The 24409-nt window shown below is 70.5% G+C and carries 18 protein-coding genes; 7 read left to right on the plus strand and 11 right to left on the minus strand.

The window, feature by feature from the left end; translation table 11 throughout:
* Positions 1–852 precede the first annotated feature (852 nt).
* The 11 genes from AB0J10_RS11725 to AB0J10_RS11775 all read right to left on the minus strand — a co-directional run bounded on the left by AB0J10_RS11725 (position 853) and on the right by AB0J10_RS11775 (position 15428).
* Positions 853–2253, minus strand: coding sequence for a DUF6177 family protein (locus tag AB0J10_RS11725; protein WP_363060331.1), 1401 nt, complete (start codon positions 2251–2253; stop codon positions 853–855).
* Positions 2250–6248 carry a type VII secretion protein EccCa gene (gene eccCa / locus AB0J10_RS11730; RefSeq protein WP_363060333.1) on the minus strand — a complete coding sequence of 1333 codons (3999 nt, stop codon included), beginning with the start codon at positions 6246–6248 and terminating at the stop codon, positions 2250–2252. The genes AB0J10_RS11725 and eccCa overlap by 4 nt, the downstream gene beginning before the upstream one ends.
* Positions 6245–7357 (minus strand): hypothetical protein, encoded by a 1113-nt coding sequence (locus AB0J10_RS11735; RefSeq protein WP_363060335.1) that lies wholly within the window; start codon positions 7355–7357, stop codon positions 6245–6247. Before AB0J10_RS11735 ends, eccCa begins: the two co-directional genes overlap by 4 nt.
* Before the next feature lie 10 nt (positions 7358–7367).
* Positions 7368–8732, minus strand: coding sequence for an EsaB/YukD family protein (locus AB0J10_RS11740; RefSeq protein ID WP_363060337.1), 1365 nt, complete (start codon positions 8730–8732; stop codon positions 7368–7370).
* A gap of 13 nt (positions 8733–8745) precedes the next feature.
* Positions 8746–9018: a hypothetical protein gene (locus tag AB0J10_RS11745; protein WP_363060339.1), complete on the minus strand. Its 273-nt coding sequence runs from the start codon at positions 9016–9018 to the stop codon at positions 8746–8748.
* A 34-nt stretch (positions 9019–9052) separates the two neighbouring features.
* Positions 9053–9913 (minus strand): immunity 49 family protein, encoded by an 861-nt coding sequence (locus AB0J10_RS11750; protein WP_363060341.1) that lies wholly within the window; start codon positions 9911–9913, stop codon positions 9053–9055.
* A 12-nt stretch (positions 9914–9925) separates the two neighbouring features.
* Complete coding sequence (locus tag AB0J10_RS11755; protein ID WP_363060343.1) at positions 9926–12400, minus strand: hypothetical protein; 2475 nt, start codon at positions 12398–12400, stop codon at positions 9926–9928.
* The gene (locus tag AB0J10_RS11760; protein ID WP_363060345.1) at positions 12397–12786 is read right to left on the minus strand and encodes a DUF6507 family protein; all 390 of its coding nucleotides are present in this window, start codon (positions 12784–12786) and stop codon (positions 12397–12399) included. The genes AB0J10_RS11755 and AB0J10_RS11760 overlap by 4 nt, the downstream gene beginning before the upstream one ends.
* A gap of 53 nt (positions 12787–12839) precedes the next feature.
* Positions 12840–13151: a pore-forming ESAT-6 family protein gene (locus AB0J10_RS11765; protein ID WP_363060347.1), complete on the minus strand. Its 312-nt coding sequence runs from the start codon at positions 13149–13151 to the stop codon at positions 12840–12842.
* Positions 13152–13174: 23 nt separating this feature from the next.
* Positions 13175–13507, minus strand: a complete 333-nt coding sequence (locus tag AB0J10_RS11770; protein WP_363060349.1) for a hypothetical protein — start codon at positions 13505–13507, stop codon at positions 13175–13177.
* A gap of 772 nt (positions 13508–14279) precedes the next feature.
* Positions 14280–15428 carry a threonine synthase gene (locus AB0J10_RS11775; RefSeq protein ID WP_363060351.1) on the minus strand — a complete coding sequence of 383 codons (1149 nt, stop codon included), beginning with the start codon at positions 15426–15428 and terminating at the stop codon, positions 14280–14282.
* A 190-nt stretch (positions 15429–15618) separates the two neighbouring features.
* Between AB0J10_RS11775 and AB0J10_RS11780 the strand changes: the two genes are divergently transcribed.
* From AB0J10_RS11780 to AB0J10_RS11810, 7 genes are all read left to right on the plus strand, one after another.
* Positions 15619–17193: a S8 family peptidase gene (locus AB0J10_RS11780; protein ID WP_363060353.1), complete on the plus strand. Its 1575-nt coding sequence runs from the start codon at positions 15619–15621 to the stop codon at positions 17191–17193.
* Positions 17194–17338: 145 nt separating this feature from the next.
* Positions 17339–18583 (plus strand): DUF4190 domain-containing protein, encoded by a 1245-nt coding sequence (locus AB0J10_RS11785; protein ID WP_363060355.1) that lies wholly within the window; start codon positions 17339–17341, stop codon positions 18581–18583.
* A gap of 330 nt (positions 18584–18913) precedes the next feature.
* A complete protein-coding gene (locus AB0J10_RS11790) occupies positions 18914–19666 on the plus strand; it encodes a GntR family transcriptional regulator (RefSeq protein ID WP_363060357.1) in 753 nt (250 codons plus the stop codon).
* A 687-nt stretch (positions 19667–20353) separates the two neighbouring features.
* The gene (locus AB0J10_RS11795) at positions 20354–20536 is read left to right on the plus strand and encodes an SPOR domain-containing protein (protein WP_363060359.1); all 183 of its coding nucleotides are present in this window, start codon (positions 20354–20356) and stop codon (positions 20534–20536) included.
* Between the two features lie 72 nt (positions 20537–20608).
* Positions 20609–21037: a (deoxy)nucleoside triphosphate pyrophosphohydrolase gene (locus AB0J10_RS11800; RefSeq protein WP_363060361.1), complete on the plus strand. Its 429-nt coding sequence runs from the start codon at positions 20609–20611 to the stop codon at positions 21035–21037.
* Between the two features lie 115 nt (positions 21038–21152).
* A complete protein-coding gene (locus tag AB0J10_RS11805; RefSeq protein WP_363060363.1) occupies positions 21153–21584 on the plus strand; it encodes an ATP-binding protein in 432 nt (143 codons plus the stop codon).
* A gap of 147 nt (positions 21585–21731) precedes the next feature.
* Positions 21732–24374, plus strand: coding sequence for a SpoIIE family protein phosphatase (locus AB0J10_RS11810; RefSeq protein WP_363060365.1), 2643 nt, complete (start codon positions 21732–21734; stop codon positions 24372–24374).
* The last annotated feature ends 35 nt before the right edge of the window (positions 24375–24409 follow it).

Raw genomic sequence — 24409 nt, forward strand, 5'->3', positions numbered from 1 at the left:
GTCATCTGTCGTCACCCCTGGCTATCCGCACCCCTGCTGGATCGGAGCTGGATTCAGCTGACGGAGTGTCAGTTGGATTGGCTGATGTCCGACCGTGAAATCCGTGGACAACGGGTCGCTGCGGGGAGCCGAGGGTGCTGGATCGGGAATGCTCGACCTGGCGGTTCGTCGCCTTTGGCCATCACTCGTCGGCTTTTCGCTCGCAGGCGCCTGATGGTTCTACACTGCTCGCCGCCGTCAGGTGTCGGGCTGAAGCATCGCAAACCGGACCGGTTGCTTCGATGGCAAGGCGGGCACCCGCCCCGTCCACGGTGCGTGTGGCCAGCGTTGTCTTGGCCAGTCTGGGGGGGCAGCGCCTCGGCGAACTTCAGGCCGCCTACAGCGCGCCAGTCGATCTCGGGTAGGACCAGGCCTTCGTGTGCCTGGGCCATGGAGTTCGCCCAGTCCTTGCGAGTGAGGTCGTCCCGTAGCCGGATCCAGTGGGCACTGACGCGCCGCTGAGGTGAAACGGCGGGCAGCAGGGGGGGGCGGCGAGCGTGGCGTTGGCGCGGTGGCCGGCCCAGGTCCACCAGTGGACATCCCCGTCCGGGCGCGGGCGATGACGGTACCCCCGGGTGCACGCTATCCAGGTGCTGCGTCACCGAAGGATGTCCCGAAGAGCAGTCCGGCACCGGGAAAGTCGACCGGGAGCCGGCGAGGGATCTGCTCCAGGCTCCACGAGGTCGTCCCGCGCTGTCCTGTCACTGTCGGCGGCCGTGGCACTGTTCGATCCAGCGCACCTCCGGGCCAGGGATCTCGCTGCCGTCCACAGCGGCGACCATGCCTGCAATCCAAGAAGTCCAGGTGGGCTGGTCAGGCTCTTCTCAGATGCTTGGTGAGCTGCTGGAGCCTGGTCCAGGCATGAGCGTCGGTGCCGTCGCCGAGTGGGTAGTGGAGGGAGGGTTCGCCGGCGGGGCCGAGTTGGATGGGGGTGAGGTTGAGGGGTGGGCGGAGGGCGTGGGTGAGGCCGATGTCTTTGATCGCTTCGGTGCCCAGCGTGAATGAGACGGGGATGGGTGGAGTTTCGAAGTGCGGGGGCACGGTCAGGTCTCGGCGGGCGGCTCGGAGTGAGGTGAGCATGGAGGTCAGGCCGTGCCCTGTGGTCAGCGTCCTGGCGAGGGGCTCGAGCGCGTCGAGGGGTGGTGTCTCGTCTTGGCCGTAGCCGAGGGTGAGGGTGATGTTCTCCTCGACTCCGGCGGCGGTGCGGGTGACGCTGACGGTGGCCAGGGCTGGTTGGTCGGGGTGGCCGACGGCGATCAGCCAGGTCGGGCGGGGTGCCCGGTTGCGGGCGAGGTCGGTCAGCCGGCGGGTGGACCAGGGGAGGTTGACGGGTTCGGCGGTGCTCCAGCCGGCGGGTGGGGCACCGGTGAGGGTCTGCCAGGCGGTTTCCAGGGCGCGGCCGAGGACCAGGTCTTCGTCGGCGGGGTGTTGGGTGCGCAGGGAGAGGACGAGCTGGCGTTCGTCGGTGGTGGTGGCGGTCTTGAAGGCTTCGGCGACGGAGGCCGAGCCGTTCTCGTCGAGGGTGGGTGTGAAGGTGCCGCCGTGCCAGTGCAGTACGGCGCCGGAGAGGCCGTCGTAGTAGCCGCAGTCGGGGTCTTGGATCACCCAGCGGTTGGGGTGGCCGCGCAGCGCGGTACGGGTGGGCAGGGTGAGGCGGGTGGTCGGTGGTGTGACGATCTGCAGGGCGCGTTCGTTGTCGGTCGTTGTCCGCAGGGCGTCGGAGAGCCAGCTGGTCATGGCGACGACGGAGCGGTCTTGGATGATCACGGCCGTCTTGGTGGTGAGGACGTCCACAGCCGGGGCTGACGTGGGCGGGGCGGGGATGGCGGTGATGTCGGACTTGAGTGGGACGACGTCAGTGGAGGCAGCTTCCGGGGGCCAGACCGATCCGTTGAGGACGGTGGCGAGGCGTCCGGCGAAGGAGCCCGCCAGCCGGCCGCCCTCCGCGACGGCGGTGGAGGCGCGGGCCTCGGTCCACCAGACCGGGCTGTCCGGGAGGCCGGGGCCGAGGAGGCGGGTCGTTTCGCCGGGCACCTGGATGAGGAGGGGGGCTTCGACGGAGACCAGGGGACGGCCGTCTGGGGCGCAGAGCTGGATGACGGCGCCGTCGGCCAGGGTGTTCACGCCGAGGTCGGGGCCGCCTGCGTAGAGGCCCGCGAGAAGCGTGCTCAGGTCCGGCATCTTCGGTGTGAGGGCGATGACGTCCTTGGTCACGACGGCTCGGTCTCTTCCTCTGCTTCGTCTGCGAGGGCGGTCTGGATGAGCTGGTGGGGGCGGCCGCGGCGGACCAGGGTGCCGCGGCCGGTTGGCTGCGTGGAGGCGTAGAGGCCGGGAAAGAGCTGGCCTTCCGTGCGGTCGCCGGTCATGACGAGGGCGGCGGTGCCGGTCTCGCGCAGCGTGGTCAGCAGCGGTTCGTACAGGGCGCGGGAGGATCCGGCGACGCGGCGGGTGATGACGAAGTGCAGGCCGATGTCCTGGGCCGAGGATACGTATGGCAGGAAAGGGGCCAGGGGCTGCTGGCCAGCGGTGGTGAGGATGTCGTAGTCGTCGATGAGGATCACGATCCGCGGGCCGGTGAAGGCGGGTTCGGTGGTGAGCGCGTCGGGGTCCGCCGTCTCGGGCAGGCGTTTCTCCAGCTCGGTGGCGATACCGGTGGCCAGTGCGGCGGCGAGTTTCGCGTTGTGGGCGTAGCCGCCGCGGTAGGGCTCGGGAACGGCGCCGCGCAGGCCTCGGCGCGGGTCGAAGACGCCGAAGACCAGCTCGTCGTCCGCGTGACGAGCGGTGAGCTGGGCGGCGATGAGCTTCAGCAGGTTGGTCTTGCCGCACTCGTTGTCACCCAGGATCAGCAGGTGCTGCTCGGTCTCGAACAGGTCCAGCAGGACGGGGGCGAGCGCGTCCTGGTCCACGCCGATGGGGATCTTCTTGGGCTCTGCGGCCAGGGGCGGGAGTTTCGCCGCGGGGAGCCGAGTGGGGAGTACCCGGATCGGGGCGGCAAGATCGCCGTGCCAGGCGGCGCGGATCGTGCGGGCGGTCCTCTCCAGGGTGGCTGCGAGGTCGCCTGCGTGCGGGTTGCCGTCGATGCGGGGCAGCGCGACCTGTCCGAAGAGCTTGGCGTCGGTCAGGACCCGGCCCGGGGTGTCGGCGGAGACGGTCTCGGACAGTTTGCGGTCGATGGACGAGTCGGCCGGGTCGTTGAGGCGGAGTTCGACGCGGGTGCCGAACATGGACTGGGTGGCGATGCGGACATCGTTCCAGCGCAGCATGGCGGAGACGATGTGGATCCCGTACCCGCCGCCGCGCTTGAGCAGGTCGGCCACGGCGTCGTCAAGGTCGGCGAACTCGTCGCGCAGCGCGCCGAATCCGTCGATGAGCAGCACGACGTCGGTGGAGCCGAGCTGCGGCAGCCGGCCCTTGGCACGCAGGTGGCGCAGCTGGTCCACCGAGTCGATGCCGTGCTCGCGGAAGAGTTCCTCGCGCTCGGCCAGCATGGCGCGTACCTCGGCCACGGTGCGGGCGGCTCGTTCGTGGTCGGCGCGCCCGGCGATCCCGCCGACGTTCGGTAGCCCGGCCAGCGCGGACAGCCCGCCGCCGACCAGGTCCAGGCCGTAGACGGCGACGTCGTACGGGGTGTGCGTGAGGGCCAGGGAGAGCGCGAGGGTGCGCAGCAGGGTGGTCTTGCCGGACTGGGGGCCGCCGATGACGGCCGCGTGGCCGCCGGCGACGGTCAGATCGAGTACCCATGGCTGCTGCCACTGCCTTGCCGGGTCGTCCAGGATCCCCAGGGGGATGCGCATCGGGCCGTCGCGGTGTGTGAGACGGAGACCTTCGGAGTCGGCCTGGAGAGGCCCGGCGGCGGTGTCGAGGGTGACGGCGTTCGGGAGGGGCGGTAGCCAGATCCGGCGCACGGGAGGGGCGGCGGGGGCGAGTTGGCCGACCATCACCGACATGACGGTGGGCCCGGTCTCCCGTTTGGTGGCGGCGGGTTCCTCTGTTGCATCCGCCTGTGGCGCGTCGAGTGTGTTGAACGTCGGGTAGGGCCAGGCGAGTGGCTCGTTGTCCTTGTCTTCCTTGCGGAGTGTGGGACCGCGGTAGGCGCCCGAGACGTACCCTGCCTTGAAGCGCTCGTATGTCGAGGTGTCGACCTTCAGATAGCCGAAGCCCGGTAGCGGCGGCAGGTGGAAGGCGTCCGTGCTGTCCAGTACCGTGCGTGATTCGTCGGCGGAGAAGGTGCGAAGCCCCAGTCGGTACGAGAGGTACGTGTCCAGGCCCTTGAGCTTGCCGCCCTCGATGCGCTGGCTGGACAGCAGCAGATGGACGCCGATGGAGCGCCCGATGCGGCCGATCGACAGGAACAGGTCGATGAAGTCCGGTTTTGCGGTGAGCAGTTCACCGAACTCGTCGATGACGACGAACAAGTGCGGCAGCGGCTCGAGATCCGGGCGTTCGGTGGCGCGCAGGGCGGCGTAGTGCCCGATGTCGGCGACGTTGCCCGCGTTCTTCAGCACCTGCTGGCGGCGCTTGACCTCCCCGGCGAGGCTGGTGTGGACCCGCTCGACGAGCCCGGCCTGGTTCTCCAGGTTGGTGATCACGCCGGCCACGTGAGGCAGATCCGCGAAGGGGGCGAAGGTGGCGCCGCCCTTGTAGTCCACCAGGACCAGTGCCAGGTCCTCGGGGGAATGGGTGGTGGCGAGAGCGAGGACGAGGGTGCGCAGCAGTTCACTCTTGCCGGAGCCGGTCGCGCCCACGCACAGCCCGTGCGGGCCCATGCCCAGTTCGGAGGACTCCTTGAGGTCCAGCAGCACCGGCTCGTTACGGTCTGTCAGCCCGATGGGAACGCGCAGGAAGTCCCGCTCGCCTCGGGGCGCCCAGAGCCTGGACACATCGAGTGCGGCCGGGTCCTCCATGCCCAGCAGTGCGGGGAAATCGACGGGACCGGCTGCCGTGACGCCCTCGGCGGCGGACTCGGCTGACAGCCGCAGCGGCGCCAGCATCCGGGCCAGCCCCTCCGCACCGGAGGCGCTCACGGAGTCACCAGTGCCGTGGGCCAGCCGGCCTTCGGACGTGCGCAGATCCTCGACACTGACCCGGTCGCCGTCGACGCTGATGCGGACGCTGACCTGGTCCGGCTCGTGGACCTGCTGCTCCAGCAGATGCAGCACGGTCACGCCCATCTCCGTCAGGCCGACGGCCGTGTCCGGGCCGGGCAGTTCGGCGGCCGTCCTGCCGTATGCGTCGCTGACGACGAGGAGCCGGTCGGTCATGCGCAACGCGTCCTTGCCGGACAGACCCCGGCGGACTTCCGCGGCGTACGAGGCACGACGTCGCAGATCCTGGCGCAGCAGCCGGCCCAGCTGGGCCAGACTCGGGGCGATCCGACGGGCGGCGACCGGACCGTCCCGCTCGACCGGATCGAGTGCATGAGGGAGCCATTTGACCCACTCCCACTCGGCAACGCTCTCACCGGGCACGCTGACGGCGATGGAGACATCGTCCGGCGCGTGCGTGACCGCGGCCTGGAGGAGCAGCGCGCGGGCCACGCGCAGCACCCCGTCCCGGTCGCCGACGACGCTGACGTTCCCCGCCCGGTCGAGCGGCACGGTCAGCGGGAATTCCGTTGACGTGGCGAACCGGCTCTGCAGCGCGCGGGCCTCGTTGAGCATGAAGGGGTCCGGCGGAGTCATCACGCCACCGGAGTTCTGCCCGATCACGAGGTCCTGCACCGGTACGTCACCGATTCCCACACGTACCCGCAGGAAGTCCGCGTCCAGGCGGCGCCGCTCCCACAGCCGGGCCGGGTCGCGCACCACGTCGTAAAGCGCCTCGGGCGCCGGACCGAGCAGCCGCGCCTGCTCACGCCGCTCCCGTTCACCGGCCCCGAGCTCCTCGCGCAGTTCCTCCAGGTACTCCAGATAGCGCTCGCGCTGGGTGCGCCGGGTGCGCTGGGCCTTGCCCCGCTGGGAGAGGAACAGTGCGACGGCGCCCAGCAGCGCGAAGACGAGCACGACGGCGCCGACGACGGCGAACTGGCTGTTGCGGATGACGGTCATCATCACGACCGAACCCATCACCCCAGCCATGGGCAGCAGTGCGGTGGCCGCGTTGCCGATCTTTCCCTCGGGCAGGTTGGGCGGGGCCTCGATCGTACGCGGCTCGGGGGAGGCGAGCGGGCGGGTGGAGCGCGCGGGCCGGTGGATCAGCTGCTGGGTCATCGCACCCGCACCGCCCGGTGCATCGCTTCGGCCGCCAGCCGGATGGCGGCATCACGGGTGGCCTGGCCGAGCATGGCGGTGTGGATGGGGCCTCCTTGGGCCAGATGACGGTCGTAGGGGAGAGCGATGACGGGCACCCCGGTCTCGCGCAGATGCGCGCTCGCCGCCTTGACGTCGAGAGTGGCGTCGGGGGAGTGGGCGGTGAGCGCCACCACGGCGGTGGCCAGCGCGGAGTGCGGTAGTTGCGCGAGCCAGTCCAGGACCACGCGGGTGCCGTTCACGCCCTCCGCGGTCATGGGGGCGACCACCACGCGGGCGTGCGCGGTGTCCATCGCGGTGCGCGCGACCTCGCCCGGCAGAGTCTCGCAGTCGACGACGGTCACCGCGAAGTACCGACGCAGTGCCAGAGTCACCGTGCGGTACGTCCTTATGTCCAGTGGCGCTCCGACGCGGCCCTGGCTCGCGGGCAGCAGCCAGCCGCCGTCCACCACGGGCACCAAGTAGCCGGTGATGTCGGTCAACTGCATGTCGGGACTGAGGATGTGCGCGAGATCGGAGCAGGACCAGCGCACCGACTCCGCTCCCATCCGCACCGGGAGAGTGCCCAGCGCGGCATCGGCCTCCAGGGTGAGCACCGGGTCGTGCCGGTAGTGGTTGAACGTCCGGCCGAGCAGGGCGGACATCGTGGTCTTGCCCACGCCGCCCCGGATGGAGGTGACGGCGATGACGCGCCCGGTGGTGACCGGCTGCTGCAGCTCCTGGGCCAGGCGGGTCTGATCGGCGACCTCCTGCCCGACGGAAGCGGTGAGCTTGCGCAGCGCCTGCCCGGTGCGCCGGGTCACCGAGTCCCCGTGCTGCGGGTTGCCGAGGGCCAGGGCGAGCCGCGGGTCCACAGTGGGCACGGACTCGGGCGTCGGCATAGGGGTACGCGGATTCCGTACACCCCGGTGCACAGGCTGTGTACTCGGGGCGGACTCCGGAGGCGGGTCGTGGTGTTCCGCGGGCGGTTCGGATCGTACGAGGCGCGCAGCGGTCCGATCTGCCTCAGATACGGGAGTCCCGCCCAGCTCCCGCAGCACGTCGCGCTGCCAGTCCCTCCCGTGAGCCATGCCGCAGCGCCTACGCGAAGGTGCCGAGCAGGCGCCCGTACACACCGAATGCCCCGATGATCAACGGGAACAATGCGATGACGCCCACCGACTCGAGAACGTCCCCGGCGCGGCGCAGTCGCACCCGCACATGCTCGGCCGGTTCCACCGCCAGAATCACCAGGGGCAGCACCGCCAGCACGCCGAGCGTGACCAGCGGCCCCACGACGCCCGCATGCTCGAGCCACACCACGATCAGCCGTACGGTGACCACACCCGATGCCACCAGCAGCGCCACGACCTCGGCGATCAGGGGAAAGGCCCGGGCCCGCAGCGCGAGCACCACCGCAGCGACGACCGCGAGCAGGACGGTCCACATCGACGGTGCCCGCAGCACGAGTAGCCCGGCCGCGGCCGCTGAAGCGGCCAGCACGACCGTGGCCAAGGCCAGCCCTCGATGCGTGGCCGTCAGCGCAGTGGTCACCTGATAGCGGCTCACGGACACCCCGCCCGTACGACGGTCGTCCAGCCCGGACAGCCCTGACGCCATCATCGCCAGCCGCGGCAGCAGGCCCAGCAACACGATCGAAACGACCGCGAGAAGGGCCCCGGTTCGCCCCTGCTCGACCGCGCTCCCCGCACCCTGCTGCAGCCCGGCGGTCACTTCCCACAGGGCAACGCATCCACCGGCCGCCGCTGCACCGATCAACGCGCCGCGCCCCAGCGGAGAAAACCACCCCAGGAGCAGCAGGACCAGCACCAGGACCGCCGCTACGCCCGCCAGCCGCACCGAGGCCGACCAGGCGTAGGCATCCGCCGATGTCCACATCCCGATGCCACCCAGCATCCCGCTCGCGACGATCAGCGTGGCGGCCAGCCCGTACTGCCGCGCCCGGCCGAACAGCACAGCAGCGAACGCTGAAACGGCGGCAATGGCGAGAAGGACGCTCCCTGCGTGCGACGATTCGAACTGACCCCGCGCCAGAACCCCAGTGACGAGCGCCCAGCCGACGGTCGTCGCGCCGGCGACGACACGCCGCGCCGCGGGCCTCCACCGCCACGCCCGTACGTCCAGATCGTCGGCGACCTCGTCGGTGACGTCATGCACGACCGGCGCGGACGGCGCATCCTCCACCCGCACCAGGCGCAGCACCGCACCGTCCGGCACACCCGCCGACTCCAACGTGCTGTTGTGAGCGAGTGCCGAGCCATCCGCGGTCACCAGGTGCCGCAGCTCGGGCCGAGCCGTCACTCGGTCGTCCAACAGCCGCATCACTGACGGCAGAAGGAGACCCACCGGCTCCTGGGACGGGAGAACGAGGTCGACCCGCCGCTGCGCACCGACGAGAGTGACCCGGCTCAACGCCGTACGGCTCACGGACCCCGCAGATATCACGCGTTCGAACCTATCATCGAGCTGAAGGCGCTACGGAAGGCGACGAATAGGGCTGCACCGAAGAACCGTACGGGCCCTGCCCGATCAACCGGTGGGAAATGAACGACCAGCCCACGCAGCCGGCACACAGAACGGCCGCGATCACCACCCCGGCGAACACCTTCCCCAACCGCTCGTCCAGCGACCGCCGCTGCCGCTGGGCGCCGAACACCAGGGCATCCCTCAACCGACGGCGCCGTACCGACACCGACTCCAGCAGCTGACTGTCGTAGTCCTGAGCCCCCATGGCTACCTGTTATCCCCTACGTGTGCCCGCCCTGTCACGTCTCGAACTCGCCCAGCCAGGCACGGTTGAGCAACTCACCAGGCAGGTAGTCCGACTCGACGCCGATCGGGAAGCCCGCGTCGTAGGCCAGGCAGGCGATGGCGAGAGGGCCGAGGGCCAGACAGCCCTCAACGCTCTCCTCCCGTTCCTCTGTGGCCGTCCAGTACGCCTTGTGCAGCTGAAGGGCTTCCATCAGCGCCTGGTTGAAGCCGTCGTGGTCCTTGCGCAGGAATCGGTGAAAGAGATTGATCGGCTGGTAAAGGATCTTCTCAAGCAGATCCTTTTCAGTGATCCGTGCCACGTCAGGATAGGACGACTCAATCGCCGCGCCCAGCTTGTCGACCAGTCCCGGCCGTTCCAGCCAGTACGCCTGCAGGGCATCCACCCAGTGGTAGATGTATTCGTCGTACTCGGCGCCCGAGGCGCGCAGTAGATCGAGCGGGACCTCGCACAGCTGGGTCATGCGGTTTTGATCGCGGCACACGATGGCGAACCAGAACGCGGTGATCCAGTTGCCTGCATCCGCGTGCGACTGGGGACCGGTGGCCGGGACGGTACGCAGTTCGTGGTTGACACGGCACTGGATGGTGCCCTCGGTCCTGGTGGCTGCGGCGAACATGGCCGAACCCACCTGCATCGCCGAGACCACGGCTTCCCAGGTGTCGATGCCGGAGGCATCCGGGTCGACCGCCAGGCGTGCTTGCACGTGCAAGACGGCCTTACTCAATGCGATGTCAAACATGCGAGGCGACTGCGCCAGCCTGCCGAATGTCCTGGCCGCTCCTTCACCGAGGGACTGCGCATACGCCTCGTCATCAGGTCCGGGGCTGCCGTGTCGAGGCACCTTCACCGTCACCAGGCTCTCCCGTCACCCAATGTCGAACTTCTGCATGGTGTAGCCAGCATACTGTCCGGCGTTGACGTTCCCCTTGACCAGAATGTAGTCCAGTTTGCCCAGGTCAAGGGCCTCCTCGAGCTCGTCGGCCAGCCTGGTCTCATTGGGGTTCTTTCGTCCTCGCTTGTGCATCTCCCGGATGATGTCCATGAAGTACTCGCGGGTTCCCTGCGAGACGCGGCGGCCGTTCGGCAGATTGCGCGCCCCCAACTGCGTGCTGACGCTGCTCTTCGCCTCGATCACCACATAGCCGCCGTCTTCGCGCCGCCACACCTGGTCGAATTGGTCGTTGCCGTTAGCCGGCCCGTCGAGCCTCTCTATCGTCGCATTCGGGTAGTGCTGGGGAACCACATGATGCTCGGCTATGGCCTCGCCGTAGGCCTCACCGGACTCCGACATCTGCTTGTGCAGTGGCTTGTGTGCGCCGTCCGCGGCGTCTACGGCAGCCTGGTTCGCCGGGGTGTCGTGGGCTGCGAGTGCTTTCTGCGCGTCCTTCAGCCGGCCCTCAGCCAGTTGGTCGGCGGCGATAGCCCTGTGACGTTTTTGCGCCGCGTCGTCGAGCTTGGTGAGAGCATCCGGACCCGCGGCTGCCCGGGTACCGAGGACGGGGTCTCCGAGGAGCTTCGGAGGAATGGGTGGCGGGGCCTCCGATGCCGCGATCCACTTCCCGGTCGCCGGGTCCTTCACCAGCTGAGGCGGAACGAACCCGCTCTCGTCGGTCACTTTCGTGCTGAGCCGGTTGCCGTTGACCTTGTAGTACTTCTCGAAGTACCCCGGCTCGGTATTGGCGCGGTTGACCTGGTGGCGCATGACGTCCCTGGGGTCGGTCGCGCCACTTCGCCCGCCGCCGGTCGCGCTGCTACCGCCACCACGCTGCTCAGGAACGTGACCGCCGGAGCCCGTACCGCCGTGGCCGTCGCCGACAGGACCGACATGGGACCTCGACGTCCCCGAGTCGGCAGCATGCCCGGCCCCGGTCCCGCCCGGGGCTGCGCCCGGGCTGTGAGGCGCCGCGCCGCTGCCACGGTTGGTTGGGGTCTCATGACCGGCTTGCGGGGGCAGGTTCTCGCCTGCGTGAGCGGTGGCCCCGGGCGTCCGGGAGCTCGCGCCGACTCCGGCGAGCTCGTGCTGCCTCGCCGGAGTCTGCTCCGGTGTGGTGCGCGCACTCGCCGACGCTTCCTGGCGCGGTGCGTCACTGACGACGTTGCCGTGCTTGTCGACGGGGATGAACTGTCCGTCCTCGACGATGACTTTGGAGCCGTCTTCGAGCTCCAGCACGCTGTTGAGACGTGGCGAGTCACCTGCGCCGGCGAAGCCGGCACGAATGTTCGCCGTCACATCCGAGATCTTGGGAAGAGCACTGACGGCCTTCCCTGACACCTTGAGCCCTGCCACGACCGGATCGATGTACTCGCCGATCTTGGCCGCGGTGGCAGCGGTCCTCGCTCCCGCGCCGGCCTTGCCGCCCTTGGAGGCGGCGGCCAGCGGCCCGGCGCCGAGTGTGAGGACGTTGAAGACGACGGTCGCAGAAGCGCGGGCGGGGTTCTCACCCCACATGTCCCAGGCGACCAGGGACTTGCCGAAGTCCTTGGCGGCCTGCTTCTGCCGGATCTCGGTGGCGCTCTCCTCGTCCGGGCCGATCGCCCAGTCCATGAACGCGTCGTACGGAGTGATGGTGTACTGGCCGATGCCGCTGACTATGTCGCCGAGGTGGCTCCAGGCGTCCCCGGCCGCATCCGAGCCGTTCCAGCCGACCAGGGTGCCCAGCCCCTTGATGCCGCCCACGATGTTGTCGATGACCAGGCCGTCCCAGAAGAAGCTCTTGGCCCAGTAGCCGACTTCCCACGCGTGGTGGGACTCGCTTTCCGGCGTTCCCCAGGGCAGTTTCTTGGCCTGCTTGAGTACGTCGGCGTCGTAGCCGTACATCACGGTCTTGCTGTTCGACGTGTGACTGCCGTCGTCGACCACGAACTGGGGCCCACCCACGACCGCCGAGATCTTGCTGGCGGCCCTGCGCTCGGCCTCACGGAAGGCGCTCTCCGCGGCGGCCACGCCGTCCATGAGCTCCTGGTGGCGCTGGATCTTGTCCTCGTCGTACGTCCACTCGTCGTCGCCCTGGACGCCGTCGACGAACGTGATCGCATCCGACTTCAACTGAGCCAGGCGCTGGGCGAGCGGGCGCGCCTCCACGGAGAACGTGTCCAGCGCGTCGGCGACCGTCTCCAGCTTCGCGGCGAAGGAGTCGGCCTTGTCCATCACCGGCCGCGTCGTGGCGAACAGGTCGTCGGCCTCAGGCGCCGTGTAGAAGGCCTCCAGAGACTGGAAGCGGGAGTGCACGTCCTTGCCGCCGTTGCGAATCCCGATGGCGTCGCTGCGCAGTCCGGAGACGTCCTTCTCCAACTGGTCCAGATCGCCGGTGAACTGCGAGATGCCGGTCGGCTCGATCACCTGCCACCGCCCTGCTTGCCACCGGTACCCGGAAGATCGACCTTCGGGGCGGCAAGGGCCTTGTGCTGACTGGTGGCGGCCATGTCCAGATCCCCGAGGACGTAGTACGCGGTGGCCTCCCGGGCTCCGTTCACGGACTTGGCCGCCCGCGCACCGAGGAACAGCACGTCCGGCGCGGTCCTCTCCACGAACAGCGCCAGTGCTGCCCCGATGGCGCCGGTCGGCGCGGCTCCGCTGTCCGCGCCGCTGATGGTGCCGGCCGACGCCGCCGCGCTCTCCATGTTCGTCCCGTACGACTTGACGTCCTTGGCCACATCGTCCATCGCGTCCTTCACGAGCGACGTCACGAACTCGACGCCGGACGACGAGATGTCCCACGCAGGCATGCCGATCCCCCCGTTACAACCCAGCAACTTGCCGCTACCGCAGTGCGCGCCCGTCAGCCGATGTTGTCGACCGCCGCACGGGCCCTGGCCAACGTGGTCTGCGCGGTGCTGTCGTTCTGCTCCAGCGTGGTGCGCACCAACCGGATGATGTTGCGGACCTCGTTGGCGGCGCGGTTCCAGCGGACTTCCTTGCCGTGGTACTCGTCCGACACGCCGTCGGCCTGGTAGTCGGCCATCGCGGCCTTCACCGCCCGGTCACGGTCACCGAGCACTCGCTCCAGGTTCCCGATCACGGTCTGCAAGCTTCCCTGCACCTCGGTCGAGGCGCCGGTGTCGTAGGAGCGGCGGTCCTGGTTCTGTCCCATCGCGAAGAGTCCCCCTCGTTGCGTTAGCGTGTGCCGAACCGGGCGGCGTCGAAGTTGGCGGCGCCCATGTTCTTGTTGGCGTTGTCCTCCTGCTCCACGTCACCGCTGCCGAAGGCCTCGTCCATCCCCGCCTGACCGCCCAGGATCGAGCTCAGCGACCCGTTCAGCGCGTCCGTGATCTCGTCCGCACGTATCTTGAACGAGTCGAACGCGGCCTTCCCCGCACCGTTGAACTTCCCCTCCAGCGGCTCCGCAGCAGCGATCAGCCACTGGATCAGCGTGCCCAGGTCGTCACTTGACCCGATCGTGCTCTTGCCGAGATTCGCCAGGGTCGTCGACCCCATGTCGAACTTCACGCACCCGCCCCCGTGTCAATCATGTCGTGCGCCGGGACAGTTCAGTCCCTCGGCATCACAACGTTCCCGTACACACCAGCTGTCACAGCGTGTCGAACATTCTCTCCCATGGGGCGTTGCAGGCGCAACGCGACCGGGACTGAGGTGGCGTGATCCATGCCATGAGACGCACGAGGAAAACATGGTCCTTCCCTCGGCTGGGTCCAATTCGTCCTCGAGAGCATCTGTGACTCCTGCAGGCCAGAGTCCTGCAGGAGTCACACGTAAGGTCTGACCGGTACTGGCCGGGGCAGTGTTCTCCTCCCGCGGCGGTGGAGGGGCAGTGGAGGGCGCCGAGAACGGCGATCGCGACAGCTACTCGGGCCCTCCACGCACACCGCGAGCACGAACGTCTCCATGCACCGCAGCCAGGTGATCATCCCTGCGAAGGGTCCATATCCGATGCGGGGTCAGAGCTATGACGCTGTTTCGGCCATTGGCGGCCGGCGAGGGAGCAGGGGCGCCCCCAACTCCTACGGCTCCCTCGCTGCTGGGGTGACGGACGGACGCAGAGCGAATCCGGCCAGGGCCGCCGACCGGGCCTCGGGTGGTTGGTACCGTCGGCCGAGGCTTGATCGTCGGGGAGGGGCAGCGAGGCATGCGGGCGGCGAGGGCGATGGCCGGGGCTGAATGGGGCTCGCACCGGTTCACCGATGCTAGCGTCGGATCGTCGCTTCGGGCCGCGACTGGTACAACGCGACCGCGTCCGTCTTGAACTGCTGCGGACAGTTCTTCATTCCAGTGTCTCGTGTGTCCAAGATCCGGGGTCAAGGTCCACCCCCGTCTTCGCCCCGGCCCCGCACAGCGGCACCACCGCCGTGCGGTCCTCCAGGCCGTGCGCCTGGATCGCCGCCCAGCAGGCCGCGCCCGTGGGCTCGACGAACAGGCCGCGGGCGGCGAGGTCGAGTTGGGCGGCGCGGATCCGGTCGTCCGTCACCGTGTGGAAGGTGCCGCCGCAGGCGCGTACGGCGGAGAGGATCTGGCGGGCTCGCGGCGGGGCGGGGATGGCGATGCCCTCGGCGAGGGTGGGCGCCGCCTCCACCGGGGTGATGTCGTCTGCCCCGGCGCGGAAGGCGCGGGCCAGGGGTGCGACCGCGGCCGTCTGGACCGCGACGAGCGCCGGCCGTTCCGTGATGAGGCCGTGGGTGTGCAGTTCCTCGACGGCCAGGTGGGCGCCGAGCAGCAGGGTGCCGTTGCCGACGGGCAGGACCAGTACCTGGGGCAGCCTGCCGCCGAGGTCCTCCCAGATCTCGTACACATAGGTCTTCGTGCCGTGCAGGAAGTACGGGTTGTGGACGTGCGAGGCGTAGAAGACGCCGTCCTCGTCCGCGGCTGCGCGTGCGGCGCGCGCGGCCGCCTCCCGGTCGCCGGGCACGAGGTCCGGACGGGCGCCGTGGGCGGCGATCTGTTCGATCTTCTTCGGGGAGGTCGCGGCCGGGACGTACACGGTGCAGTCCAGTCCCGCGCGGGCGCTGTACGCGGCGATCGACGTGCCCGCGTTGCCGCTGCTGTCGGCGATGACGCGGCGCGGCTTCAGCCGGCGGGCGAGCGCGGCGAGCATGACCGCGCCGCGGTCCTTGAAGGAAAGGGTCGGCATCAGGAAGTCGAGCTTCGCGGTGACGGTGGCGGTCAGGGGGACCAGCGGGGTCCGTCCCTCGCCGAGCGAGACTGCTCCGGGGCCGCCGCCCGTGGCCTCCGTCGCGGCGAGCGGCAGCGCCTCCTCGTACCGCCACAGTGAACCGACCCTGCCCGTGAGGGAGTCGAGGGGAACGGGCGTCGCGGCGAAGTCGAGGTCCCAGGGGCCGTGGCACCGGGGGCAGCGCCAGCTGAGCGACTCGACCGGGGAACGTACGTCGCACTTCGGGCACTGATAGTTCGTCATGTGATCCAGCATCGCAGTCATGTGGCACGCGTGTTACGGGCCGTCCCAACTCTTGTGGGATTCCTATGGATCAGCCAATCTTTCGGGACGGCAGTGGCGCGGCGATTCGGCGGTCACCCACCACTGGCATTGTCATGCCCCTGTCGCATACCCCCACGACAACGCACCACTAATGAGGAGGACCCCTCACATGTCCGTGATGCGTAACTCGCGGCGAAGACTGTCCGCGGTCAGTGCGACAGCCGTCGCCGCCCTGGCACTCGGTGCCGCCTCCGCCCTCCCGGCCACCGCGGCAGAGCCCGCCCCGGTGGGCGTGATCGAGAACGCGGGCGCCCCCGGTGCCATCGCCGGCAGCTACATCGTCACCCTCGACGAGTCGGCCCCCGACGCCGGATCCAAGGCGGGCAGGGAACTCGCCGCGGAGTACGGCGCCAAGATCAAGAAGACGTACCGCTCCGCCCTCAACGGATACGCCGTCGAGCTCTCCGAGGCGCAGGCCAGGAAGTTCGCCGCCGACCCCGCCGTCGAATCCGTCGTGCAGAACCGGGTGTTCACCATCTCCGGCACCCAGCCGAACCCGCCCTCCTGGGGCCTCGACCGCATCGACCAGCGCGCGCTGCCGCTCGACCAGAGCTACACCTACCCCGACTCCGCGGGCGAGGGCGTCACGGCGTACATCATCGACACCGGTGTACGGATCACCCACAACGACTTCGGTGGCCGTGCCTCGTACGGCTACGACGCCATCGACAACGACAACACGGCCCAGGACGGCAACGGCCACGGCACGCACGTCGCCGCCACGGTCGCCGGCGGCTCCTACGGCGTCGCGAAGAAGGCGAAGGTCGTCGGCGTCCGGGTGCTCAACAACTCCGGTTCCGGCACCACCGCCCAGGTCGTCGCGGGCATCGACTGGGTGACGCAGAACGCCGTCAAGCCGGCCGTCGCCAACATGAGCCTCGGTGGGGGCGTCGACACGGCGCTGGACACCGCCGTCCGCAACTCCATAGCGTCCGGCGTCACATACGCCGTCGCGGCGGGCAACAGCGGCGCCAACGCGTCCAACTACTCCCCGGCCCGGGTGGGCGAGGCCATCACCGTCGGCTCGACCACCAGCACCGACGCGCGTTCCAGTTTCTCCAACTACGGGAGCGTGCTGGACGTCTTCGCGCCGGGCTCGTCCATCACCTCGGCGTGGAACACCAGCGACAGCGCGACCAACACCATCTCCGGCACGTCGATGGCCACCCCGCACGTCGCCGGTGCCGCCGCGCTCTACCTGGCGGACAACCGGACCGCCACCCCGGCACAGGTGTCCTCGGCGCTGACCACCGCGGCGACCCCGAACGTGGTCGGCAACCCGGGCTCCGGCTCGCCGAACCGGCTGCTGTACGTCGGCGGCGGCACGACCCCGCCGCCCGGGTCGAAGTTCGAGAACACCGCGGACTACGCGATCAACGACAACGCCACCGTGGAGTCGCCCGTCACCGTCAGCGGCATCCCGGGCAACGCACCCGCCGCGCTCCAGGTGCCGGTCAACATCGTGCACACCTACATCGGTGACCTCCAGGTCCAGCTCATCGCCCCGGACGGTACCGCGTACACGCTGAAGTCGTACGGTACCGGCGGCAGCAGCGACAACATCAACACCACCTACACCGTGGACGCTTCCTCGGAGGTCGCGAACGGGACCTGGAAGCTGCGGGTGAGCGACAACGCCTGGTGGGACACCGGCAAGATCGACTCCTGGGGTCTTCAGTTCTGACGCCCGGACCACCGGACGGTGCCGGTTGCGGCACCTGATCGACCAGTGAGGGGCGGCCGCGCCGAGCGGCCGCCCCTTCCGCGTATTGCTGCTGCCCTCGCCCGGCGCCCCGCCGTATGATCCGCTGACCCGCGCAGATGTTCGCATGATCTTCACAAGGAGCGCCGTACCCGTGGAACCGTCGTCGCAGGGATGGGCGCCTCCGGGCGTGTCCGACCCGGCGCAGCCGCCCGCCCCGCCCTCGCCGCAGCCCGACCCGGCGGCGTACCCGTACCCGATGCCGGCGGGCGTACAGCCGGGAATGCCCTACCCGCCCTACGGGGCGGTGCCGCGGCGGCCGGGTACCAACGGCTTCGCCGTCGGCTCCCTGGTGACGGGCATCGTGTGCTGCCTGCCCCCGCTCGGCCTCGTTCTCGGGCTGGTCGCGCTGGTGCAGATCAGGAAGAGGGGCGACGAGGGCCGGGGCCTGGCGATCGCCGGTACCGCGCTCTCCGTCGTCAGCACGATCCTCATGATCGTCGCGTTCGCCACCGGCACCGCCGGTGCGGCGTGGGACGGCTTCCGCGAGGCGGCCCGCGACGGCGCCGCTGCGGAATCCACGTTCGACATGCGCACCGGGCAGTGCTTCGACACCCCGGGCCGCGGCCTGGAGGACGAGGAGGAGGCGGCGTCCGTCCGGATCGTGGACTGCGACAGACCGCACGAGGGCGAGGTGACCGGCACCTTCCCGCTCGACGGGTTCGACGAGTGGCCCGGGGAGAAGACGGTCGAGACGGAGGCGGAGGGCAGGTGCGAGGACATCAACAGCGCCTACGCACTGGACCGGTGGGCCGTTCCCGGGACGGCGGAGCCCTACTACTACATGCCGACCAGGGACAGCTGGCGCTTCGGCGACCGGAGCGTCACCTGTGCGCTGGCGAGCGGCGGGCCGAAGCTCGTGTCCTCCGTCCGCAGCGACCGGACGACGCTCGACCCGGCGCAACTCGCCTATCTGGAGGGCGAGCTGGCCGTCGACACGGTCTGGTGGGAGGAACCGGAGGACCTCTTCGAGGACGACCCGGAGGCCAACCGTGCCTGGACGGAGCGGATGGAGCGGACGCTCGGAACCGAGGCCCGTGAACTGCGCGCCGGACCCTGGCCCGCGGCGGCCCGCCCGCACGCGCTGGCCCGCGCGAAGGAGTACGACACGGCCCGCCGCCACTTCGGCCGGGCAGCGGTCGCCCAGGACGAGGAGAGCTTCTGGGACGCCATGTCGGAGGCGGGCGACGCCTTCCGCCAGGAGACCGAAATCGCCGTCCGGTCCGCCCTCGGCCTCGCCACCGACCCGCCGGAGGAGGCGGACGACGCGGAGGAGGGGGAACCGCTGCCGAGCGGCGACACGACGGTCTGAGCCGGGCGGCTCGGCGGTCGTGTGAGCCCGGCCGCCGCACCGGCGGCTTCCGGGCGGGTGCCCCTGGCCGCAGCCGGTCGCGCACGGTCCGGTCGAGAGCGAGGTCGTCCCCGGCGTGGAGATCGGACTGCCGGGCGGGGCTCTTCCCGCAGCAGACGCGGGAAGTCGTCGAGGGCGTCGGTCCGCGTCCGCGCGTGGCCGCTAGCCCACCGGGGGCGAGCGCTCGCCCCCGGGCGATTGTTACCGCACGTGGTGCCTTGGCCCATACTTGCGGTGATCAACCGTCGGTTGCCACGCTGTTGCTGTCTGTCAACCTGTTGGGAGTGGCCAGTGACATTCGGTGAGCAGCCCGCCTATCTGCGCGTTGCGAGCGATCTCCGCCAGAAAATCGTCAGTGGCTCGCTGCCGCCGCACACCCGACTCCCCTCGCAGGCCCGGATCCGGGAGGAGTACGGGGTCTCGGACACCGTCGCGCTGGAGGCGCGGAAGGTGCTGATGGCCGAAGGGCTCGTCGAGGGGCGATCCGGCTCGGGGACGTATGTGCGGGAGCGGCCGGTGCCGCGGCGCATCGCCCGGTCGAGCTACCGGCCGTCGTCCGGCGCCAACCCCTTCCGCCAGGAGCAGGCGGCGGAGGGCGCCCGCGGCACCTGGGAGTCGAGTAGCGAGCAGGAGCCGGCGGGGGCCGCGGTCGCGGGCAGGCTGGGCGTCGCGCTCGGAGACCGCGTGATGCGCACGCGGTACGTCTTCCGGGACGCCGGCGAGCCGACGATGCTGTCCACCTCCTGGGAGCCGCTCTCGATCACGGGCCGCACGCCGGTGATGCTGCCCGAGGAGGGGCCGCTCGGCGGCTGCGGCGTCGTCGAGCGGATGGGTGCCATCGACGTCGTGGTGGACAACGTGGTCGAGGAGGTCGGCGCCCGGCCGGGGCTGGCGGAGGAACTGCTGACCCTCGGCGGGGTCCCCGGTCATGTGGTCATGGTCATCCAGCGCACTTACTACGCGTCGGGCCGCGCCGTCGAGACGGCGGACGTGGTGGTCCCGGCGGACCGCTTCCGCATCGCGTACCACCTCCCGGTGCGCTGACCCGCGTACTCCGACCCACACGGGCGCGCGCGTCGTCTGCGTGCCGGTCCGTGCGGCTCGGAGTCGGCGGCGCCCTTCCTCGCCATCGGAGTCCGTGACGCCCCGCCGGTTCGGGCGGCGGTCGTCCTCCAAACGCCCGGTGCACAGGGCGCGTTCACGGGTTGTGTGGCGCCGCGAGAGCCGGCCCGGCGCTCTCCAGGACCGGCTGCACGGTCGTGCGCGGGCCTCGGGGGGCATCCCCGGCCGCGATACCCTCGGGCGGCGTGCGCGGCTACGGCCGGGCCGGATCCGGAGCTGCCGCAAGGGAGTTGCGCCAGGCGTCCCCCGCTGCCGGGTTCACAACGGCGCGCGGCCCGTCGAATCGCCGACGCGCGGCTCGGCGTCCGCTGAACGCGCCGGCGCGCGCTGGGGGCGAAGCCGCCCGGCCGCACCCGCTCCTGTTCCGGGCCGCCGCCGGGCCGCCTCGGCGCCCGTTCCCGGCGCGGCCGTGGCCCGGCGCAGACGGGAGACGGGGGGCGCACTCGGCCAGGTGCGCCCCTTGGGAAGAAGCGGATGCTGGCCGGATCCGTCTCTCTTCGTGAAAACACGGATCCGCTGAGTGAAGGTCAGGCGTAGGCTCGGGCATATGCAGACTGCGGTTTCCTGGGGATCGTTGGAGAAGTGCAGGCCGGCGGCGGGAGAGGCGCGATGACCGACGGCGGCGCGATGCTGCCCTGGCTGGTGATCCGCCAGGACGACAACGGCAATCGCTATCGCGTGGGAAGGTACGCCACACAGGACGAGGCGCAGCAGATCGCGGACAGTCTCGGTGATCGCGGCCACAAGCAGCTCTACTGGGTGGAGCACATGGGGCAGACGACCCCTTCCTGAGCGGGTCCGGGCGCCGCCGTGCCGGCGCCCCGCGGGCCGGAGCGTCCCGCCGCGCGGGTTACGCTCCCGCGCATGACGGATCCCGTGAACGCCCGCGTCGTGGTGGCCGGCGCCCTCTACGACCGGGGGCGTCTGCTCGCCGCGCGCCGCAGCGCACCGCCCGAGTTCGCCGGACGGTGGGAGCTGCCCGGCGGCAAGCTCGAACCCGGGGAGTCCCCCGAGGAGGCTCTCGTGCGCGAGCTGCGCGAGGAGCTGGGGGTGGAGGCCGAGCCGGTCGAGCGGGTGCCCGGCGAGTGGCCGCTGGGTCCCGGCTATGTGCTCCAGGTCTGGACGGCGCGGCTGATCTCGGGTCAGCCGCGCCCGCTGGAGGACCACGACGAGCTGCGCTGGCTCGCCGTCGATGAATTGGACGCCGTGGACTGGTTGCCCCAGGACCGTCCCGCCGTCGAGGAGGCCGTGCGCCGTTTGCCCCGTGACCACCCGGGGAGAGGGCGCGGCTGATTTCCTGCGCCGTTCGCGTCACCGCACGCCCCTCTCGGGGATATGTTGCACCGAATATCGGGTATGTCCTGATTGCCGCCCCAAAGAGGACGGGATTCCGTGGCAGGTCCGGGAAGTGGTCGGCGTGATCGACACCGAAGGCGCATGCGCCGAGTGGACCTTCCCTGCCGCGCCGGACGCCGTCCGTTCCGCCCGCCACGCCGTCCGCGACGCCCTGCGGACCTGGGGTCTCGAGCCCGCCGTGGTCGATGTGACGGTGCTCCTGGTCAGTGAGCTCGTGACCAATTCCCTTCGGTACACCTCCGGGCCCATCGGGGTCCGTCTGGTCCGGCCGGCAGCCGTCGACGGGACGCCGCCACCGCGACCTCCCTCGCTGCTCGTGGAAGTCTCCGACCCCCTTCCGGATCCGCCCCTGGAGCGTCCCGCCGGGCCCGATGACGAGGGTGGACGCGGGCTGCAGCTGGTGGCCTGTGCGGCCTGCCGCTGGGGGACGCGACGAGGCAGAACGGGCAAGACCGTGTGGTTCGAGCTGCCCCTGCCTGGTTAGGAGTGTGGGGGGACGACGATCACTGCGTGCTCGGCTCAAAACGAACGAGACCGTGCTGTGATCGTGAACGCCGTGCCGCCAGGTGCCGTAGTGCTGAATACTGCGGGCATGGCCGGTCCGGTGCGGTGAGCTGGAGGGGACGGTCGCGTGAGCGAGATACCTGAGACGGCGAGCGGCGTGGTGTGGCAGAGCAGTCCGCCCGGCTCCATCTACGACTACATCAAGGTCGCGTCGTTCTCCATCGGGCCGGACGGGCTGGTCGACCAGTGGAGTCGGCGTGCCGCCGAGCAGTTCGGCATCTCCGCCGAGGACGTCAGGGGCAAGGATCCGATCGACGTCTTCATCCCCTCCGAGCTCCGCCCGCGGGGCCACCGCAGGATCGCCGAGATCCTGGACGGCAAGGAGTGGACGGGACTCGTCCCGTTCCGCCTGCCGGGCGAGGGCGGTGCGCACGGGCTGGCCGAGGTCTACGTGATGCCGAGCGAGACGGAGAACGGCGAGCGTGCCGCGCTCTGTATCGTCGTCGACGTACGCGCCCTGCGGCGGATCGAGACGGACCTCGCGGCTTCGCAGGCGATTTTCGGTCAATCTCCTTTTGGCTTCCTTCTGTTCGGTACCGACCTCACCGTGCTGCGGGCCAACGAGCGCTTCGCGACGGTCTTCGGCGGCGCCGCCGAGGACCACCGCGGCCGGACCGTGCACGACTACCTCTCCCGTCCCGAGGCGGAGCGGATGACCGCCGCCCTCCGGCGGGTGTTGGAGACCGGGGAGTCCGTCACCGACCTCCAGATCGTCGGCAGCGCCCCCGGCAGCTCCGACCGGCGGCACTGGGCAGTCAACCTGTACCGCGTGCACAGCGGTTCCGGACGGCCCGTCGGAGTCGCGGGGCTCGGCATCGACGTGACACGCCGTCACATCGCGGCCCGGGAGGCCGCCAGCGCCCGCCGCAACCTCGCCCTGCTCAACGAGGCCAGCGCACGGATCGGCAACTCCCTCGACCTGGAGACCACCGCGCGTGAGCTGCTCGACGTCGCCGTCCCCGGCTTCTGCGACCTCGCCTCCGTGGACCTCTGCCAGGGACTGCTCACGGGTGACGAGGCCCCGCCCGGACGCTGGGGCCCCGCCCGGCCCGAGAGCTACGGCGGCAGCGCCGAACTGCGTCGCGTCGCGTTCGCCAGCACCGTCTCGGAGACCCTGCTCGGGGGCGTCTCGGTGGCGGGCACACCGGCCAGCCCCCAGGTCGGCGCCGTCCACCACTACCCCTTCAGCTCGGCCTGCGCCGACGCCCTGCGCACGGCCAGGGTCCGCGCCATTCCCGGTGAGGACGGCAGCCTCGTCCAGTCCACGCTGGCCGTGCCGATGGTCGCCCACGACACGGTCGTCGGCCTCGTCCAGTTCTCCCGGGCCAAGGGCAGCGAGCCGTTCGGTGAACGAGACCGGGCCCTCGCCGTCGAGCTCGCCGCCCGAGCCGCGGTCTGCATCGACAACGCCCGCCTGTACCGGCGCGAGCACGAGCGCGCCCTGATCCTCCAGCGCAGCCTCCTGCCGCCGGGCGACCCGGAGGCCGCGGGGCTCGACATCGCCTGCCGCTACCTCCCCGGCAACACCGCCACGGAGGTCGGCGGGGACTGGTTCGACGTCATCGAGCTCCCCGGCCACCGGACCGCCCTCGTCGTCGGCGACGTCATGGGACGCGGCCTGCGCGCCGCCGTCGCCATGGGTGAACTCCGCACCGCGGTGCGGACGTTGGCGCTGCTGGACCTGGAACCCGCGGAGGTGCTCTCCGCGCTCGACGAGATCGCCCGCGGACTCGGCACGCCGAGCGGCGCCCAGCAGGCCTCCCGGGTCGCCCACAAGTCCCGCGGGCCCGAGCTCTCCGAGGTCTACCTGGCGACGTGCGTCTACGCCGTCTACGACCCCGTGACGCGGCGCTGCACCTTCGCCAACGCGGGCCATCTGCCACCCGTCCTCGTCGAGCCGGGCGAGGAGGCGCTGATGCTCGACGTACCGCCCGGGATGCCGCTCGGCGTGGGCGGCGAACCCTTCGAGGAGGTCCAGGTCGAGCTTCCGGAGGGCGCGCTGCTCGCGCTGTACACGGACGGGCTCGTCGAGTCGCGGGACCACCCGCTGGACGAGGGGCTCAGTGCCTTCCGCCGCGCACTGACCGAGCCGGCCCGCTCCGTGCCGGAGCCCCGCTCCCCCGACGGTGCGGCGGGTGGGGCGAACGGCGGGACGCCCGCCGACCCCGACCGCGGGTCCCGCTCCCGTTCGCTGGAGGACGTCTGCGACCACGTGCTCGCCACGCTCGACACGAGGCACGGCGAGGACGACATCGCGCTGCTGATGGCCCGTATCCAGGGCCTGGCGACCGAGGCCGTGGGGGACTGGCGGCTGCCGCGCGAACCGCGGTCGGTGGGCCGCGCCCGCGAGCTGGCCCGGGCCCAGCTCAGCGCCTGGGACCTCGATCCGCTCGTCGACACGGTCGAACTGCTCGTCAGCGAACTCGTCACCAACGCCCTGCGCTACGGCGAGGGCGAGATCCGGCTGCGGCTGCTGCGTGATCGCACCCTCGTCTGCGAGGTGTGGGACGCCGGCCTCGTACAGCCGCGGCGGCGGCGGGCCCGGGACACCGACGAGGGCGGCCGGGGGCTGCAGTTGGTCGGTCTGCTGAGCGCGGCCTGGGGCTCCCGCCGTACTCCCCGGGGCAAGACCGTGTGGTTCGAACTGGCCCTGCCCGACGGGGGCTCGGCGGCCGAGCCGAGCGTGGAGCAACTGCTGAGCATGTTCTGACGCCGGGGGCGGACGGCCCGGCGGTACGGACCGTC

It is taken from the genome of Streptomyces sp. NPDC049887 (assembly GCF_040656535.1).
Lineage (GTDB): Bacteria > Actinomycetota > Actinomycetes > Streptomycetales > Streptomycetaceae > Streptomyces.